Source organism: Nostoc sp. (assembly GCF_036917635.1).
In the GTDB taxonomy this organism is placed as follows: Bacteria; Cyanobacteriota; Cyanobacteriia; order Cyanobacteriales; family Nostocaceae; genus Nostoc.
Genome location: NZ_JBALCW010000038.1, coordinates 94,971 through 112,805, shown reverse-complemented (window position 1 = coordinate 112,805; position 17,835 = coordinate 94,971). Strand labels below are relative to the sequence as shown.

General features: G+C 41.0%; 15 protein-coding genes. 9 read left to right on the top strand and 6 right to left on the bottom strand.

Annotation, left to right across the window (positions count from 1 at the left end):
* Nucleotides 1-990 precede the first annotated feature (990 nt).
* Entirely contained in the window at nt 991-2,661 is a 1,671-nt protein-coding gene (locus V7K32_RS10800; protein WP_334992942.1) for an alpha/beta hydrolase, read from the bottom strand.
* Between the two features lie 464 nt (nt 2,662-3,125).
* On the opposite strand from V7K32_RS10800, the gene V7K32_RS10795 reads away from it, so the two are divergent.
* The gene (locus V7K32_RS10795; protein ID WP_334992940.1) at nt 3,126-3,581 is read left to right on the top strand and encodes a hypothetical protein; all 456 of its coding nucleotides are present in this window, start codon (nt 3,126-3,128) and stop codon (nt 3,579-3,581) included.
* Between the two features lie 46 nt (nt 3,582-3,627).
* Here the strand turns inward: V7K32_RS10795 and V7K32_RS10790 are convergent, their stop codons facing one another.
* On the bottom strand, nt 3,628-4,695 hold the full coding sequence (locus tag V7K32_RS10790; RefSeq protein ID WP_334992938.1) for a M28 family peptidase: 1,068 nt from the start codon (nt 4,693-4,695) through the stop codon (nt 3,628-3,630).
* 558 nt (nt 4,696-5,253) lie between these two features.
* Nucleotides 5,254-6,339, bottom strand: a complete 1,086-nt coding sequence (locus V7K32_RS10785) for a hypothetical protein (RefSeq protein WP_334992936.1) — start codon at nt 6,337-6,339, stop codon at nt 5,254-5,256.
* 843 nt (nt 6,340-7,182) lie between these two features.
* Here V7K32_RS10785 and V7K32_RS10780 point away from each other — a divergent pair.
* Together V7K32_RS10780 and V7K32_RS10775 are read left to right on the top strand one after the other, a co-directional pair.
* Nucleotides 7,183-8,430: an urease accessory protein UreH domain-containing protein gene (locus V7K32_RS10780; RefSeq protein WP_334992934.1), complete on the top strand. Its 1,248-nt coding sequence runs from the start codon at nt 7,183-7,185 to the stop codon at nt 8,428-8,430.
* A complete protein-coding gene (locus V7K32_RS10775) occupies nt 8,405-9,100 on the top strand; it encodes a hypothetical protein (RefSeq protein WP_334992932.1) in 696 nt (231 codons plus the stop codon). The genes V7K32_RS10780 and V7K32_RS10775 overlap by 26 nt, the downstream gene beginning before the upstream one ends.
* Nucleotides 9,101-9,263: 163 nt before the next feature.
* Here the strand turns inward: V7K32_RS10775 and V7K32_RS10770 are convergent, their stop codons facing one another.
* From V7K32_RS10770 to galE, 3 genes are all read right to left on the bottom strand, one after another.
* On the bottom strand, nt 9,264-9,542 hold the full coding sequence (locus tag V7K32_RS10770) for a type II toxin-antitoxin system VapC family toxin (protein WP_334992930.1): 279 nt from the start codon (nt 9,540-9,542) through the stop codon (nt 9,264-9,266).
* The gene (locus V7K32_RS10765; RefSeq protein ID WP_334992928.1) at nt 9,539-9,775 is read right to left on the bottom strand and encodes a type II toxin-antitoxin system Phd/YefM family antitoxin; all 237 of its coding nucleotides are present in this window, start codon (nt 9,773-9,775) and stop codon (nt 9,539-9,541) included. The genes V7K32_RS10770 and V7K32_RS10765 overlap by 4 nt, the downstream gene beginning before the upstream one ends.
* Before the next feature lie 266 nt (nt 9,776-10,041).
* Nucleotides 10,042-11,040 carry a UDP-glucose 4-epimerase GalE gene (gene galE / locus V7K32_RS10760; protein WP_334992926.1) on the bottom strand — a complete coding sequence of 333 codons (999 nt, stop codon included), beginning with the start codon at nt 11,038-11,040 and terminating at the stop codon, nt 10,042-10,044.
* 411 nt (nt 11,041-11,451) lie between these two features.
* Between galE and V7K32_RS10755 the strand changes: the two genes are divergently transcribed.
* The 6 genes from V7K32_RS10755 to V7K32_RS10730 all read left to right on the top strand — a co-directional run bounded on the left by V7K32_RS10755 (nt 11,452) and on the right by V7K32_RS10730 (nt 17,729).
* Complete coding sequence (locus V7K32_RS10755) at nt 11,452-12,105, top strand: hypothetical protein (RefSeq protein ID WP_334992924.1); 654 nt, start codon at nt 11,452-11,454, stop codon at nt 12,103-12,105.
* A gap of 346 nt (nt 12,106-12,451) precedes the next feature.
* Nucleotides 12,452-14,203, top strand: a complete 1,752-nt coding sequence (locus tag V7K32_RS10750) for an ABC transporter ATP-binding protein (RefSeq protein WP_334992922.1) — start codon at nt 12,452-12,454, stop codon at nt 14,201-14,203.
* Between the two features lie 391 nt (nt 14,204-14,594).
* On the top strand, nt 14,595-15,608 hold the full coding sequence (locus V7K32_RS10745) for an Npun_R2821/Npun_R2822 family protein (RefSeq protein ID WP_334992919.1): 1,014 nt from the start codon (nt 14,595-14,597) through the stop codon (nt 15,606-15,608).
* Nucleotides 15,609-15,836: 228 nt separating this feature from the next.
* Entirely contained in the window at nt 15,837-16,532 is a 696-nt protein-coding gene (locus V7K32_RS10740) for a HupE/UreJ family protein (protein WP_334992917.1), read from the top strand.
* Between the two features lie 173 nt (nt 16,533-16,705).
* Nucleotides 16,706-17,269 carry a leucine zipper domain-containing protein gene (locus V7K32_RS10735; RefSeq protein ID WP_334992915.1) on the top strand — a complete coding sequence of 188 codons (564 nt, stop codon included), beginning with the start codon at nt 16,706-16,708 and terminating at the stop codon, nt 17,267-17,269.
* A 73-nt stretch (nt 17,270-17,342) separates the two neighbouring features.
* Entirely contained in the window at nt 17,343-17,729 is a 387-nt protein-coding gene (locus V7K32_RS10730) for a DUF2358 domain-containing protein (RefSeq protein WP_334992913.1), read from the top strand.
* The last annotated feature ends 106 nt before the right edge of the window (nt 17,730-17,835 follow it).

Here is a 17,835-nt window from a genome sequence, read left to right as displayed (position 1 = left end):
ATGCAAAATTACTTTGACAAGATGGGATGTCTGAAAATACTTAGGATTTCAGGAAATCAAACAAGTATTGATATTTCTTTTTTTGGGTTTATCTGTAGCTTTAACGGATAAAAATGCTCTAATATTTTTGTGATTTTAAAGGAATTTACACAAATAAATATACAAGCTTATTTAGTACTAAGTAAGTTGTATTCATTTATCTGTCCTTCAGGCAAGACAGAAGGCAGCTATGCACAAAAAAGTTGTAAGATATGCCTTTTTGTCTTGCTTAAAACGGGTTTAAGACCCCACTAAATTGTAAATTCACTAATCTTCAATTAGAAGGGGATTCAGACCTCCTCTAATTGCCTTCAGCATAGCTGCCTTCTTCAATTTTGGCATTTTAGGTAGAATACATGTGTATTATCCAGCAGATGCTCCTACTTTTTTTATACTTTTAAGCTTCTATTATTTTTAATTAAAAATTATAAAGTTTATGTGTAAATAGTTATTTTTACTGTAAATTTTTAGTGTAGATTTAATAGACGCTACACCTTTAATATCAAGTTGCTATAACGACACTTTTAAAACATCCTCTTAGAGGCAGCAGCCCCTAATAGCCATTCTCATGCTCCGCATCGAAACAAGAGAACAATGGAAATCGAGCTTTTTTCGACTTGTGTGTAGACCATAAGTATCCCTACTCTTACAGCAGAATTCAAGTATTTGAACCACAGATCAAAAGTAGGGGCACGGCATCCACAATCTTCTGGTATATACAATAATCTTACTGATGCCGTGCCCCTACAGTGTGGTCTATTTACCTGAAAATAGCTGTAAACAAGCTACTTAAGTAAGTAGTCCCAAATAATCATCACTGGCTCGTAGTTGCGCTTCAGCGCTAAAGCGCAACTACGAGCCAAATACAGGGATTTTACTTTTAGTTACATAGTTTGGTTTTTTCTCGCCGACCTACTTACAAAATTGGATACTTCTTTAATTGGAAGTCGCTTATTTCTTAACAAATTCTTTCACCACAGCCATAGCATCAGGAGGAATCTGCCTCATTAGGCGAAATGGAAATGCCGCAGTCGAAGCAAATTGGGCATAATCGGATGTGAGAAAAATAGCGTAGTTTTTAGCTTCTGGAGTCATCTGTGCGGCAAAAGCCAAGGCTATACCTTTAACGTACTTGCGAACATCTGCTGCTTGTTCGCCCACAACTTCACCGCCACTAATTGGTGTATTTGGTTGTCCTATCTGATCCAAAGTCTTACTAGGGTCTTTGACACTCAGATGAGTACCGCCAAGTATACCAACTAGCCATTTTGGGGATAGGATTTTGTCAAATCCCACAATCTGTTCAGTTAAAGCTGGGGTGGTTTTATCTGCGGAACCTGCTAAAATAAGGGTAGGAACTTGCACCTTAGTTAACCCAGTTTCGCCAAAAATCAGAGAAGTTGTAGGATTGAGAGCGATCGCTTGTTTGATTCTAGTATCTCGGAGTTGATAGGTATTTTGTGGCAGTTGTTGAGCAATGCACTGCATAGCTTCTCCCAGACTCAAGATAGCCAAATTCTTTTTACAGCGTTGTTTAAGATGTTCCAGTTGTAACTCGGCTCCAGCGAGTGCTAAAGCTGTACCACCACCAAAAGAATAGCCAATGACCATCGCTTTATTGGTTGCAAGTTTCCCTTGCAGGGGATGATTAGCCGTTTGGTTGAGCTTTTCTAATTCGTCAAGAACAAAACTAATATCTTGAGGGCGATTTAAAAACTCCTGAGGCTTCATAACTCTGGTTTTGCCTTGCAATGCTAAGTTAGTATTTGCCTCATTACTACCGGGATGTTCTAAAGCTGCTACTACATAACCGTGGGATGCTAAATGTTCTGCTAAGTAACGCAAGTCCGTGCGGACTGACATAAAGCCGTGAGAAAAGACAATTACGGGTTTGTCGGGAGTTGCAGCAGTTGACCAGTAAACATCAACTGGAATTTTGCGATCGCGCTTTTGGTCATTCAGGCTTAAGTTGAGTATTTTTACTTGAGCGGTTCCTGGTTGGCTGGGATCAAAAGGGTAAGCAATCTGCGACGTTTTGGGGTCGAGTTGGGGAGCAATAGCTAGCATAAATTGCTGAGTCCGCCAAAAAGCTGTATTCAAATTCTCTGCAACTATAAAAGCCTTTGGCAAATCAATTTCTAGGCGTTTACTGGGATAAGCCGCGATAAAACTCAGTATAGAAAGACCTTGCGGTGCAGTAGAACCTAATACCAATCCTGCTCTGAGTGCTTGCACCCCAGCTTTGTCCTTTCGGGCTAAGGCTGTAGCAAAGTCACTGAGAATAGTTGTACCAATCTGGGTATTAACTAACCTATCAATTGTGACAACATTCATCGGTATATTCATACCCAACGCCCCCAAGAAAAAGCGCCTTTGTTGTTCAGATAATCCTTTAGCGTAAGGCTGCAAACTCCCAGGCAATTCCCCAGTTTTTGCAGCCTTTTGCAACTCAGCAAGGGAGATGGTTTCTGTAAATAAACCCAAACGCACAACAACTGTGTCAGCCGCAATGGCCGGAGTATTTGCCCCGAATTGTGTAAGTGCGATGCCTACGGCAAGGGCTTTGCCCAACGCCCCAAAGAAACCCAGAATTGTCTTAAGACTTTCCCAACTTCTTATCATAAATATTTATACCAAATCTTCTTCCGGGAATATAACGAATATTTGTGTATTTGACTACCCCAATAATTACTTAGAAATAAAAGTAGAATTCTAGCTGAACTTGATAGCGATGTCTATGACAGGCTATTCGCCGTCGCGCCGATCTCCTCAAACAGAGTTACATCAAAAATATTAGGACTTACGCAAAAATGCACTGAAAGCCTTGATTTATCGTAGGGGCAATTCATTAATTGCCCCTACATTTCGTACTTGATGCGTAAGTCCTAAATATAACAAAAGTAACGAGTTGTATAATTAATCACAGCTAAAAAATTGAGCATAAATCAGTGTTGACAGCCACAAAAGCCTGATTGTTTCTCAGCTAGGTTTAATACTGTAAGGAAGGTCTAGAACAGGGGAAGCGCTCGCATCTACTATTACCCATCAAAATTCTACCAACCACATCAACAATTTCTTTTGGCTTTATGCATCGCAGACTCCGCTATGTTTTGATTTTGCTGCTCTCTATGAGTATTATTATATTGTGGTGGCCTGTGAATAATTCTGATTGCAATTCTGAGGCTTTTCTTGCTTCAAAAACTACAAAGTTCCAAGTACATGCTACTAAGGTTATAGTTCAGCCGTGGCGTGGTCGTCACCATGTATATGGAATTTTTATGATTCCTGATAAATATAAAAACGCTCCATTTTTTGTATTAACAGTAAAAGGTGCTGGCAGTTACTGTTCAAAACAATTTGGTCAGATAAAAAACTATAACAATGTCATTGCTGAACCAGGAACTTATCTGGTAAGGAATTTCATTAGAACTCGAACCGCTCTGCGGTTGATTCTCCAAGGTTTGTACTTTCAAATCAATCATAAAAACAATTGGACTTTGACTTTTCCTGAACCAAAAACTAGTACCGCTACGCCGAATTAGTCATTTGCTCTTTAATTACGAACTTGTACTGAGCGTAGCCGAAGTATTACGAATTATTCAATCCGCTTGGTGGTTGAGTTTCCAAAACTTCGTTTTTTTCTAACAAGACAGTAGTCGCATTGACTACAATCTGTGCTGCTCCGGTGAAAAACGATCGCTCGATAGTCGCTGGAACATCGCTAGGTTTATGATAGTGCGGAGTCCGTAAATTTGCGGTATCTGTCACCAGCACAGCACCCACACCCTGATACCAAAATGGTGCATGGTCGCTGCGTAGGGTGTCTGGTGTCAGTAAACCTTTAAAAGGAATTGGTAGTGTTAGAACTGATGGCATTGATTTTTGTTTATTCAGAGCGGTTGAAGGGAGCATCTGTGAGTTTTGAAAGGCACTCAGCAAAGGTAAATGTTCTGTATCACCGACTACCGCCAAAAAGTCGCCCTTGTCGCTAATTGGCGTAATAGGCAATCCGGCAGGGTATTTTTGACACCCAGGAGTGTAACATGCATAACTTACCATATCCATAACGATCGCTCCGCCTAAATTTTGTAAGCGTGCTGTCTTGCTAACGAAAGCCTGACTACCCAAAAGTCCTGCTTCTTCTTTGTCAAAAAAAGCTAACTGTAACGTCCGTGGCGTAGGACGGGAACCCAGCAACCGGGCTACTTCCAGCACCACAGCTACACCACTAGCGTTATCATCAGCACCAGGGGATAAAGCAACAGTGTCGTAATGCGCTCCTACGAGAATTGCTTTAGTGGCAATGCTCGTTCCTGGGCGTTCGGCAAAAATATTCACACCCTCAGAGAACTTTTCTAATTTAGGCTTCCAGCCTAATTTTGTGAGTTCAGTTGTGATATAAGTACGAGTAAGCGATCGCTCTTTTGTTGTGTAGCGCTGAAAATTCAACTTTTGAATATGGGTTAACAGCTTGTCAGTAGACACTTGCGGCACACTGTTAACTTCCTTTGGCTTTGCCTGTGGTTGGGGTGTTTCCACTGGAATGCGCTCAACAATTGCTGGCGACGGACGTTGTTCAAAAAACGTGCTACCTTTGCTACCCACCACGGCAACTGCCATCAGCACCAACAGCATCAGCCAAATCCATTTTCTCATGTGATTTATCCTTGGCTTACAGACTTAGGGTAGCGCAAATCCCCAGGTATAACTTTCTAAGATTGCTAGGTCTTCATCTTCTGTCCAAAATGACAAGTCGCTGCCAATGAAAGATACTTCTTCATTTTCAATCCAGGATGTATCATCGCTATCAAAGTATGACGATTCATCATCTTCAAGTACATCGTCGCTACTGATATTTGTATCATCCGCAGCATCACTATTAAAAAGTAAAAGTTCTTGATTCGAGTTCTCATTAGAAAAGTTCCTACCGCATCCACCGCCGCCGCTACTAGGGTTACAAACGATAGGAGGTACTGGTACTGGAAGGGGAACTGGTTCAGGTAGAGGTATAGGTAGAATATCTAGAATCAGATGATGAAGGAGGGATTAAAGTGAAAGCAAGCCCAGCCTTACTGCTAAATGCAATCATGAATAACGAAGTTAACCCACCTATGTGATATTTTAGTGAGCGCATTTTTAGAAATCCTTTATCAAGTTAAATTTGAGAAATATTCAACTAAGTAGACACAATAAAAATCTTTTTATATTATTAATTTATTGTGTTATGCGAAAATCAACAAAAGGAGTTGATACCATACCTTTCCAAATCCCCTCTAGTAATTTCATATCTTCATTACTTCCTTTATCGATTATTGCCACTGTATTTTCGTTTCGATATGTAAAACGGACTCTATACTTACCAGGTTTGAGATTATCAAAACACCAGACTCCTCCAGAAGGTTCATTCCCTTGAAGTTTTTTACGTTCCTCAAACTTTCCTTCTAAAAAGTAAGTTACACTTTCTCCAGGCATCGCCAACATATAATCAACCTCTTGAGGATACTTAGTGGCATTTCTACCACCACTTTTGTGTATTAATTGTCCATTAGCATCCTGAAGTTCTGGAGTTAAACCAAAAAATATGAAGCGATGGGGAGTTGGCGAAAGGTTGGTAACACGAATACCAAACTTTACTGAAGAGTTTTTGCTTTTAAGCTTTTTTTTCGGAACAATTATTACACGCTCTGTTAACAGAGTTTCAAAAAGAAGTCCATCAACTTCAATCGCATTACTTGGAGTTGGGATGTGATTAACCAAGTAAAGATTCACAAAATTTGTGGCTTTGCTAACTTTTTCAATTGTTTCTACAGTCCTAACCTCTCCTATTTCCTTGTCGTAGCATCGTATTGGTTGACCAGGACTGTCATATATAAACCGAAGTTGATATGTACCTGGTTTAATTGCATCAAAAAACCAGGAGTAATTTAGTCTGCTACCGTTAGAAAATTGAAGCTTGTTATTTTGCCAGAATAGCTTTGCCTCTATACCAAAGACTATTTTTTTTTCAGGCATAACTAGAGTACAATCATATACTTCACTCGCAAGAGTTTCGTCTACAGGATTTTTTCGTTCTAATGTTTGCCCATCTAATCCTACAAGTTCTGGAACTAAGTAATTATTTTGGGTAAACACAAGTGGCTTTGACGTATTGTTAGCAACACTAATCCCAAACCTTACCGGGGCGTTGGCATCTGGTTTGTTTTCTGGAATAGCTAGTGCTACGAAGTTTGGCAACATAATTTCCATACGGATGCCATTCAATTCAACGGCATTAATCTCATTCGATTCAAAAGATGTCATTTTGGCTACCCTCTCTATTTCCAGGTTTTCATACGCTGTCAAATTTGTTGGCGCATAGCTTAATCCCATTGTCCTGAAAAAGAATGATGATTTGTTGTCAAATACAGATATTTCAGAAATATTTTTGCCCTTTACTTCATCTCACTAAGGCAACAACATTAATATTCTGTTAAATGCAGGGCAATCACTTTCTCTAAAAGATTTATATAAATGTTCTTTGTTTGAGGATTCACAAATCAATAGTAGATGCATAGATGAAATTTTTCCATGAGGCAAAACTATTTACTCCTGTACTTCGGCGCTACAGCCAATCAGAAAGCATGTAAGATAAATGTATTCTATTTTTGAGTATGTCATAACGGACTATTTACTATATTGTTAAAACAAGTATCTACTGAATTAATATATAAACTTTTATTGGAAATTCATGCACTGGGTATGAAGTAAATGTACTTCAAAAAATATCAATTATTAAAATAATATAAACTTGATATATACTCAAGCATTATGAATATATTAAAATTATTTAATAAATTGTTAATAAGTTTATTAATTAAAAGCTGTGTGATTACATTTATCTAAAAACTAAAAAAGCCACTCCCGGCCAAGAAGGTAAGCAGCAGTGGCTCTCAGAAGCTTGTGTGTAGGGAGTTTTGCACCCAGGCTTTCTTTCCTAGAGTAAATATCAAGTTTGACAGTTCGTCTTTTGACAGCGATCGCAACTTCACGTACAGTGCCGCACTAGAGGAGTACTGAGCAAAGAAAAAAAGAATTTCTTATTACTTCTTCAAAATCTTTATTCTGACACTCAGGACTCATGACTCAGAACTCAGGGCTTTTTTTATGGTAGATTTTTTGCTGATAGCGATCGTGGGGTTCCTGGGGAGTTTTGGGCATTGCTTTGGGATGTGTGGCCCCCTAACGGTGGCGTTTTCTCTGTCTCATCAGCCGAAAGGGACATCAACCTTAGAAAAGTCCGACACTTGGCAACAGCAATTAAAATTTCATCTCCTGCTAAACCTGGGGCGGATGTTGAGCTATGCTCTAGTCGGTGCTGGTATTGGGGCGCTAGGTTCGGTATTGCTGCAAGGTGGACAGCTAGCGGGTGTTGGCAGCGACTTTCGGCGCTGGATGGCAATTTTAACTGGTGTCATGCTGATTTGGTTTGGCTTAGGACAAGTAAAACCCGGTTTACTGCCGCGCATTCCCGTGTTACATCCTTTATTACAAGGTAGTTTACACGATCGCCTCAGCACAGGAATGGTTAAGCTTTCCTTAAAAACCAAATGGTGGACACCAATGCTTTTGGGGATGACTTGGGGTTTAATGCCCTGTGGTTTTTTGTATGCTGCCCAAATTAAAGCTGCTGAAACTGGCAATTTATGGATGGGTGGGGCAACTATGCTGGCTTTTGGCTTGGGAACTCTACCCACGATGCTAGGCGTGGGCGTTTCCACATCGTTGGTAAGTAAAGACAAGCGCAGTCAGTTGTTTCGATTAGGCGGTTGGGTGACACTGATAATTGGCGTGATTACCTTGTTGCGGACTGGTGACACAATGGTAGATTACACCGGACACGCCGCCTTAATCTGCTTAATCTTGGCTTTAATTGCGCGTCCTATTAGTGGCTTGTGGGCATCACCACTGCGTTACCGCCGGGGCTTGGGGGTAGGATCTTTTGTGCTTTCTGTAGTTCACACCGCCCACATGATAGAACACTCATTGCAATGGAATTTTGCCGCCTTTTCTTTCATGCCGCTAGAATTTCAATGGGGTATGGCTGCGGGTGCTGTAGCATTGGTATTAATGTCCCCCGCCGCTTTTACGAGTTGGGAATCGTTGCAGAAATCTTTGGGCAAGCGTTGGCGACAGATTCATCTATTGGGTGTGCCAGCCTTGCTCTTGAGTGCCATTCATACTGTGTTGATTGGTTCCCATTACCTGGGTTCCTTGCAATCAACTTGGGGAAATAAATTAGCGGTAGTACTGATGGTAATTATTACCCTCAGTATCTTGATGGTACGTTCGCGCTTTTTTTGGTCAAAGTTAGCCGTAGAAAAGTTTTATGTCCCCCCAACCAAATCGCGGTAAATTATCCTTATTTTCTGGCTCCATGCCAACGAGTCAAAAACAGAGGGTTTACGCGCTCAAAGGCATTTCCTGGAATCAAGGAACAATAAAGTATTTATTATTCCTGAGTTGCTTAGTTATACCAATAACTAATATTTACCCTGCTTTTGCTCATAAAGTGGAAGTAGCTGGAGATGTCGGTGGCACTCTCCACATTGAACCAAATGATAATCCTCGGGCTGGAGAATCAAGCCAAGCCTGGTTTGCACTTACCCGCAGAGGTGGAAGGGTGATTCCCTTGTCACAGTGTAATTGTCAGTTGGCTGTTTATGCCGAACCCTATGCCGAAGGAGAGCCACCCCTGTTAGAGCCACAGTTACAACCTGTGGCAGCTGAACGTTATCAAGGCATTCCAGGTGCGGAAGTTGTCTTTCCTAAGCCAGGTATTTATCAGTTGCAACTGAATGGTAAACCAGTATCTGGGGCAAGATTCAAACCCTTTAAGTTCAAATTTGAAGTTACTGTGGCAGGCGGTTCTACACAAGATTCACAAAATAGGCGAGATGTCAATGGTAATTTAGTAGAGGGTGAATCTCAGCAATTACCAATTTGGGCGATCGCACTTCCAATCCTCGGATTTATCGGCATCTTATTTGTAGTACTGCGAAGTATGAGAGAAAATGGGGAGTAGGGAGACATTTTTCTTTGTGTCTCCCTTTCTATGAGTCAGTTCACCAGATCGTTTGCACATGAGGGTAGTTGAGAATTTTCGCATCACAAGTTACCAAAGGAATTCCATATCGCCTGGCGATCCGATCGCAACTAGAATTCTGTCTGCTGGATCTTTATGAAAATTATCCGGTAGCTGTGTACTGGCGATCGCCAGTACGAGGATTTAAATGCTCTATGACAATGCCTGAGTGTGTTTGCGCCAACGCATACCATTCATTAACCGGCAAGGGTAACGTTAGTTTTCCAATGCTGAACTTGATTGCAATCTCCCATGCTGAAATAGCAGACACCAGCAAGCCACTTTGTGGTTCTTCTGAATCAATTGCGGCTTGCGCCTGACTCGATAGCTGACTTGGATCATGCAGTAACCAAAGCCAAACATGAGTATCTAACAAAATCATTCGCCCAAGGTTTCCCAAAGTTCCGGCATAGGTTCGTCAAAATCTTCTGCAATCACAATCGGCATTCCCCGCAATGGGTAGTGATCGGTAGAAGTTCGTTTTGCTTGCCAAGGCACAATGCGAGCAACTGGAATGCCATCACGAGTAACCACAACTTCAGTTTGAGTCGCTGCCACCTCATCAAGTAGCGCTGTGAGGGTAGTGTCTGTGTCTTGAATATTGAGGTACTTCATCCCGCAAATTTTGTGCGATCGCTTTTACGTCTTAATTCTAGGCAATTCTTGGTGAAACTGCCTTGAGACATTTTCCTGTCTACCCTTTCTGCCTAGCTTCTTTGTAATCTGGTTAATAATATATAGCCGTAGTCACATAGGTTAGGACAGTGTTGATTGCTCAAAGGCTTGAAAAAACTGGGTTTTTACCCAGCATTCAGCACTTTGCTATACAAGTGTTGGTGGCAGCAACGCCAACACTTGTAATTTTTTACTTTTAATTTATTTTATTTGTGTCGCTTTTGATGCCACTGCCACGCATGAGCGACAATATCCTTGATGGATGGATACTGAGGTTGCCAGCCTAAAATTGTTCTGGCTTTCTCGCTAGCGCCAATGAGAATTGGGGGATCACCAGGACGGCGATCGCGTTCTTCTACTGGTATAGAAATTCCTGTCACCTCTTCGGTAGCTGCAATTACTTCTCTGACAGAGAAACCGCTACCATTACCTAAATTAAAAACTTCGCTGTCGCTACCTTTTAATAAATATTCCAATCCCAAAATATGGGCATCTGCTAAATCGTTAACATGAATATAATCACGAATACAAGTACCATCGGGCGTAGGGTAATCAGTACCGAAAATTGAGATAGATTCTCGTTTGCCTAAAGCTGTCATCAGCACCAAGGGAATCAAATGTGTTTCTGGGTTGTGATCCTCGCCAAGTAAGCCACTGGGATTAGCTCCAGCAGCATTAAAATAGCGGAAACGCACTGATTTAAAACCGTAAGCAACATCAAAATCAGAAAGAATCCGCTCTACCATCAGCTTTGTAGCGCCATAAGGATTAATCGGATTTTGGGGATGGTTTTCTGGAATGGGTATAAATTCTGGTACCCCGTAGGTGGCACAGGTAGAAGAAAAGACAAATTTCTTCACAGATGCCGTCAGCATCGCTTCTAAGAGGGTCAAAGTACCAACAACGTTATTGCGGTAATATTTAGCTGGGTCAGTCACCGATTCTCCGACGTAGGCATAAGCAGAAAAGTGCATTACAGCCGCAATATCGTGGGTTTTAAATAGCTGATCTAGCAAGGCGCGATCGCCTGTATCCCCTACTATCAGTTCTACCTCTAAAACCTTTTCTACCAGGTCACGATGCCCATAGACCAGATTATCAAGTATGACAACGTTATAACCCACTTGCTTCAAAGCAAGCACCGCATGAGAACCAATATATCCAGCTCCCCCCGTTACCAAAATGCTAGGCTTTCCAGACGACATAGTTTTTTCTTTTGAGTGGATTATTTAATTAATTTAGTTTATCGGTACTATATTACTCTTCTGAAAAAATATAAATAATAGACGCAGTGTCAAAAAATTGCACTAAAATCACTACGACGGTAGTCTTTGGGTGTGAGGTTTGAGGTATTTTAAGTCAAACAGTGCGATTACAATTTGGCAATAAAATAAATTCATTTCCCGAAACCTCTAGATTGACCCTTACAAGTGACGCTCCTAGCGTCGCTACTAAGAAGTCGCTAGTTGTTTTATGCAGGGAAACCATGCACGACAGTTCCTCTTGGGGAGCCACTTTTTCTCCTGTTCAGGAGAAGTGGCGTAAAAATCCCAAGCAAGGCGGACTGTCTTACCACCACATTGGCTCACTGCACCAGAAAATTTGAGAGTTAATCTATGTTTCTATTGTTAAGCCGAGTACTGCTGTGGCTGCTGATTGGCACTATCGTATATTCTCTGTTCCAGCGATTTTATCCTTCTGGAAGTTTTGTCGGCCGATTAATCCTGGTTGTTATCTTGATAGTCGTAGCCCTATCATTTCTTAACCCCAGTGAGCCAGCTGTAGCCTCGTTGTGGAGGATGCTGTCTTTTCCACTCAAACCTCTAGGAGCCTCTGTTTTACTGATGATTTTTGCAGCTCAGAGAATCAAAGGAGGCGGAATAGACAAACCAGGAGGATACTTGGTAGGTTGGGCGCTGACAATTTTGCTGTTGGCAAGTACACCAGCAGTCGCCTATTTCCTTTATCGGGCACCTCTAGCCATGACAGGTAAAACCTACGTAGCAACTGCTACACCAATATCTGGCACGCTGGTGGCATTAGGGCAACAAACCATCCCTCAGAACATCTCAGATGTGCCGGGGGATGGCATTCTTTCTTATAATTTGAGAGTGCCTCCTTACCTATTACAAGGAAATCTCCAAGATATTCGCGCACGTGGTTTACGACTTGAAGACTTTGTACCGAATGCGGAAACGTTGCAATTGACAACAAGAATTTGGGAAAATTATCTCGTTGAAATTTACAGGTTCTTACGTGTTCAGAGGTAATATAGCGTTTCCTGATCGCATGAGGTACATCAGAGCAAGCTCCCCGCTTGCTCTTAGGGGGTTGGGGGTGGGGTTCAGTACTTACTCAACTGAGAACCGCTATAAAGTAAAAAAATAAATACTAAAAAGACCGCGATACCACGCTTTAGTAACGCAGCCCGGAGGAATTACGAATTTGCAAGGGTTTCATTAAACTAAAGACCTGGGATTGGGAAAATTTAAATAGGGATTCAGACCCCATTCTTTCCCAGTTCCCAGTCCCCAATCCCCAGTCCCCAATCTTCTACATAGCTGTCTTCTTGGACTAGCAGTTAATCTAGGATGATAAAGTTGCAAAATTGCTTTAATGGCAAAATCCCGACGAATCGCTAAACTCATTGCTTACTTACGTCCCCATTGGCGGGAGGCGTCTTTAGGCATTCTCGCTTTGTTGTCTGTTAATGCACTGGGCGTTTATATCCCCTTGTTGATTCGCGCTGGTGTTGACAAACTCTCCACAACCTTCGTCTTGAACCAAATATTACATGATGTAGTAATTATTTTCTTACTCAGTTCGGCGATGTGGCTAATGCGGATGGCATCCCGTATTTGGTTATTTGGGGTGGGGCGTCAGGTGGAATTTGACCTGAAACAACGGATTTTTGAACACTTACTCAAGCTGGAGCCTGCTTATTTTGCTAGTAATACTGCTGGCGATTTGATTAATCGGGCTACCAGTGATGTGGACAATATCAAGCGGTTATTAGGTTTTGCAGTTTTGAGTTTGGCAAATACCGTGTTTGCCTACGCCCTGACACTGCCAGTAATGCTGGCGATTAGTGTGGATATCACAGTAGCCTCACTGGCAGTGTACCCTTTTATGCTGTTGTTAGTGAGTCTGTTTAGCGATCGCTTACGCAAACAACAAGCAGCAGTCCAAGAGCAACTCTCTGACATCAGCGAACTCATCCAAGAAGATATCAGTGGCATTGCCTTAATTAAAATCTATGCCCAAGAAGCAAACGAGCGTCGAGCCTTTGCTAAGAAAAATCAGCAGCTATTGACTGCTAACTTGGAACTGGCAAAACTCCGAAATACACTGTTTCCGCTAATTGGCGGGCTAGCTAATGTTAGTTCGCTAGTAATTATCTGGCTAGGGGCAGCGCGGATGTCTTCTGGAACGCTTCAGGTTGGCGATTTTTTAGCATTGTTAATTTATGTAGAGCGTTTAGTTTTCCCCACAGCCCTTTTAGGATTCACAATCACGGCCTATCAACGGGGTGAAGTTAGTATCGATAGGCTTGAATCTATTCTCTCTGTCACACCGAAAATTCAAGACACAGCCGATGCCATACATCTACCAGTAGCTGAACTTAAAGGAGAAGTGACAGCTAAAAATCTTACCTATACTTACCCTGGTTCCACTACTCCAGCCCTAAAAAATGTTAACTTTACCATTGCCCCGGGAGAAACGGTGTCCATTGTTGGGGCAATTGGTTCGGGAAAATCCACTCTGGCCAATGCTTTGCCGCGCTTATTAGATATTGAATCAGGACAATTATTTTTAGATGGGGTGGATATTACTAAGATAGCGTTGGCAGATTTACGAAGTGCGATCGCCTACGTTCCTCAAGATAGTTTTCTATTTAGCACTACAATCAAAAATAATATCCGCTACGGCGATCCACTTAGCGAACAAGAAGAGATCGAATCTGTCGCTAAACTTGCCCAAATTAAATCAGAAATTAACAATTTTCCCCAGCAATATGAAACTATTGTTGGTGAACGCGGTATAACTCTTTCTGGCGGTCAACGACAACGTACTGCCTTAGCTAGGGCTATGCTGGTCAATGCTCCAGTGTTAATTTTGGATGATGCCCTCTCTAGTGTAGATAATCAAACAGCCACGCAAATCCTCAAAAATCTCTCTGGTGGTACTGTACGCAAAACAGTAATTTTCATTACGCATCAATTATCGGCGGCGGCGGCGGCTGACCGGATTTTTGTCATGGAAAAAGGAATAATTGTTCAGACAGGCAATCACTTACAACTGTTGCAACAAGAGGGTTTATACAGAACTTTGTGGAGCCAGCATCAGGTTGAGGAATTATTGCACTAGTACAACATTTAATATTAAAGACAATTCCTTATCCAGCCTGTATAATTTTTGATTAAAATATCTGACAAATTACCTCTGTTCAAAATTTTTTTAACGGTGTAGGCGCGACTTCTAGTCGCCTGGTGCAAGATTCCAGCAGATTTTAAAGAAAGTGAGGTACACAACGATTCGTCTGTTACAAAGGGTGTTTTAGGGGCTGACAAGAAATAAATTACTCAAATAAACGAACCACAGAGACACAGAGAACACAGAGGAATAAGGAGGAGAGAGTTTTTTGGGTATTTTTTTATTTGTCAGTCCCTTACTCCTGAATTCTGCTATGTAAGTTGCGCGGACGATGGGGCAAGAAGCGTCATAAATAAACTAAATGTAAAAATCAGGATATTATCTTATGGAATCTTTCGGTATTTATACACTTGCAAATGATGCGGTTTACGATCAGTTAGTAGCATTATTGAATAGTATTGAGGTGAATGTTAGCCCAGATATTCCTGTTTGTATTATTCCCTATGATCAGAGATTAGACTTAGTTCAAAAAGAAGTAAAGTCTAAAAAAAACGTCAGCATTTTTGATAATTGGGAGGCAATACAATGTTGGGAAGACTTTGCTCACCAAGTTTGGGCAGTTCATCCAGGTACTAAAAGTTCCAAAATCTCACGGAATTGGTGGTCATCAGGTCACTTACAAAGAAAAATGTGTGTTTTTGACGGACATTTTGATAAGTTTATATTTTGTGATGCTGACAGCCTTTTAATGAAGCCAGTTGATGATATTTTGGAAAAATTAAACGCATACGATTTTGTGTTTGATGACTGGATACACACTAAAGAACGCACAAAAGTACCATTAAATATTCCGCTTTTAGAAAAATATAAGATTGTTTACGAAAAAGATATACGTCCTAGACTTCATTGCTCTGATTTTTTTGGTTCAAAATCAGGGTTATTTCCCAAAAAAGATTTAGATTTATATAAAAAATTATTAATTGAAGATAGAGAGGTTGAATGGCTAACTGCATGGTGGGATGATGCACATTTATTTAATTATTTGACATGGAAATCAAATCTGCCTTTATTTAATTTTACCCTCAGTCTTAATGGTCAAGACAGAACAGGTAACTGTGCTAACTCAGACCTCTTTGTAAATATTGATAATGTCCTGTACAACCAAGATGAATTAAAACCAATTCATCGCATTCACTATATGAATTATTCTTATACTGATTTCGCCCGTTTATCTCAAGGGGAAGATGTCAAAATTTGTTACAGAGATGAGTTTTTATACTATCGTTTTCTTAAGGAACCGCAGAAAAGGCCGCAACAGCTAAAACAGCCGAGTATTGTGACCAAAAGTAATCGATTAATTCAAAAAGCAGTGAAAAAACTTCAAATAGCTTTTACTTAAACCACTTCTATCTTGAAACCTATAGTTCTTCTATGATGAAAAGGATTTGCCTTCATCCCCCAACCCCGAATCCCAGAGAGAGGGATTCGGGGAGCCAGAATTTCAAACTCCCTCTCCCAGAGAGAGGGAGAGGGATTTAGGGAGAGGGTGGAGCTACCCTCTTCACGTTAGTTTTTTTAGCTATGTGGGTAGTATAAATTACCGAAAAAACTAATTTGGCAGATGGTAATGTTCAAAACTAAATTATCAAAATCCCATGCTTTGGGGGAATTTTACACCTTGAGTTTAATTCATCCCCATATTGGGGCGATCGCAGTTCTAATTTTAATTAGCTTACTGAGTTCATTGAGTGGAACACCTGTTGAGCATACCATCTCTAACTGCTGGGAAGGCTTTATCTGGGGATTGGCAGATCCAGTACTTGGTTTGAATTGTTTAATTGGTATTATTGCTATTGGCTTACTCTCATCTGTGTTTGTTCGTGGTGCTGCGATCGCTGGATGTTTTGTCATAGCATCAATCTTGGGGATTATAATTCATTTATTTCAGCTAAATTTACCAGGCACAGAAATAGCGATGCCTTCGGCGGGCGCAGCCATCGCCATTTCTACCATCGTTTTTGGTACTATGCTGATGATGCCAAATCAACCAAACTTTATCGTACTTGCTCTGGTGGGCATCAGCGCTGGTTTATTTCAGGGTTACGCTGATGCTGAATCTATTATCGGGGCAGGAAGGATGCCATTAATTGCCTATATACTAGGCATGACCTTAACTCTGTTTGCAGTTGCCATGAGTGCCAGAGAAATTGGTAGTGCGATGGGTATGGGAGAAATAAACCGAATTTTACCTTGGAAAATTAGCATTGCTGGCTTTGCTTTTTGTGCGATCGGCATCGTGTTTTTGAGCAATTCGATAATCTAATAAAATATTTCAAGTCAGTGAAATAGATTCATTTGTGGGGGCGTACAGCTAAGTGTACGCCCCCACTAAGTCTTCAGAATGAAAATTGTCCAGCAAGCAAGTAGCACAGGGTTTTAGTGAATAGGCTGATGCACCTCTGCGCTAATCTAGAGGCTATATCTCAAAAAAAGCTTATGACACCTGAAGAAATTGCGAGTACGCTAACAGAATTATTTGGCACATCAGCCGTAGGTGTGAGCGCTCCTGGATCGTGGCAAGTAGACACTTTAGCTTTCCGGCTGTTGGTGCTGCTTTCCGAAGATAATACTTGGTTGCGAGTTTTACTACCTATTGTGCCTATCCAAGAAGCCCAACCATTTTTAGAACAGTTCCTAGAAGCCAACTTTGATGACACTCAAGAAGTACGTTACGCTTTGTATGAAGGGGTGATTTGGGGAGTATTTCAACATAACAGTAGCACTTTAGTGGGTGCAGATTTGTGCAATGCAATTAATCGACTTGTATCTCTCCATCAGGCTAGATTAGATAATGTCTTTAATCAACTAATTGAAAGCCGTATCCGGCAAATTATTCAGGCAGCAAAACAGCAAGGACAATCTCTTCAAGCTACTATGCAAAGCTTGGAACGCTTTTATGCTGAAGGATTGATGGGTGAAATAAATCAAAGCTCAGAGGCGCGAGAAGAAGTTTTAGTTGCTTGGCGGCGTCAGTTAGAACGTTTATGGAATGAGAGTTGATTTCAATTTTTCATAAGGATTTATATCCGCGCCACGTTTCCATATAACCAATTTACACATATATTTATTTATCATGGATATCATTGAAATCCTCAAAGAAGACTATCAAAGATTCCCAGTAAATCAAACTTACAGCATTTACGCTCCAGACGTTTATTTTCAAGATCCGCTAAATAAATTTCGTGGCGTTAAACGTTACAAACAGATGATTAATTTCATCGAAACTGTGTTTTTAGCTCCCCAAATGGACTTACATAACATTCAACGTTTAGGAGACACAATAAAAACTGAGTGGACACTCAGTTGGAATACTCCTCTTCCCTGGAAGCCACGAATCTCTATTCCTGGTTGGAGTGAATTAGGTATTAACTCTGATGGTTTGATTGTCTCCCATGTCGATTATTGGAATTGTTCACGCTTAGACGTGGTGAAGCAGCATTTTTTTGCTGCAAAAATCTAAACAATTAAGGGGCGTTGTTGAATTGAAGTATGAATCTGGATGTAGAGACGTAGCAGTGCTACGTCTCTAAGTAAGTGGGTGCAAATCAATCATCACTGGCTCGTAG

Bases quoted from the DNA above. Each gene is read 5' to 3' on its own strand.
- V7K32_RS10775 (WP_334992932.1), top strand. From the start codon at position 8,405: ATGTCCCCCCAACCAAATCGCGGTAAATTATCCTTATTTTCTGGCTCC.
- V7K32_RS10790 (WP_334992938.1), bottom strand. From the start codon at position 4,695: ATGAGAAAATGGATTTGGCTGATGCTGTTGGTGCTGATGGCAGTTGCC.
- V7K32_RS10770 (WP_334992930.1), bottom strand. From the start codon at position 9,542: ATGATTTTGTTAGATACTCATGTTTGGCTTTGGTTACTGCATGATCCA.
- V7K32_RS10745 (WP_334992919.1), top strand. From the start codon at position 14,595: ATGGAATCTTTCGGTATTTATACACTTGCAAATGATGCGGTTTACGAT.
- V7K32_RS10740 (WP_334992917.1), top strand. From the start codon at position 15,837: ATGTTCAAAACTAAATTATCAAAATCCCATGCTTTGGGGGAATTTTAC.
- V7K32_RS10780 (WP_334992934.1), top strand. From the start codon at position 7,183: ATGGTAGATTTTTTGCTGATAGCGATCGTGGGGTTCCTGGGGAGTTTT.
- V7K32_RS10750 (WP_334992922.1), top strand. From the start codon at position 12,452: ATGGCAAAATCCCGACGAATCGCTAAACTCATTGCTTACTTACGTCCC.
- V7K32_RS10800 (WP_334992942.1), bottom strand. From the start codon at position 2,661: ATGATAAGAAGTTGGGAAAGTCTTAAGACAATTCTGGGTTTCTTTGGG.
- V7K32_RS10730 (WP_334992913.1), top strand. From the start codon at position 17,343: ATGGATATCATTGAAATCCTCAAAGAAGACTATCAAAGATTCCCAGTA.
- V7K32_RS10785 (WP_334992936.1), bottom strand. From the start codon at position 6,339: ATGACATCTTTTGAATCGAATGAGATTAATGCCGTTGAATTGAATGGC.
- galE (WP_334992926.1), bottom strand. From the start codon at position 11,040: ATGTCGTCTGGAAAGCCTAGCATTTTGGTAACGGGGGGAGCTGGATAT.
- V7K32_RS10755 (WP_334992924.1), top strand. From the start codon at position 11,452: ATGTTTCTATTGTTAAGCCGAGTACTGCTGTGGCTGCTGATTGGCACT.
- V7K32_RS10795 (WP_334992940.1), top strand. From the start codon at position 3,126: ATGCATCGCAGACTCCGCTATGTTTTGATTTTGCTGCTCTCTATGAGT.
- V7K32_RS10765 (WP_334992928.1), bottom strand. From the start codon at position 9,775: ATGAAGTACCTCAATATTCAAGACACAGACACTACCCTCACAGCGCTA.
- V7K32_RS10735 (WP_334992915.1), top strand. From the start codon at position 16,706: ATGACACCTGAAGAAATTGCGAGTACGCTAACAGAATTATTTGGCACA.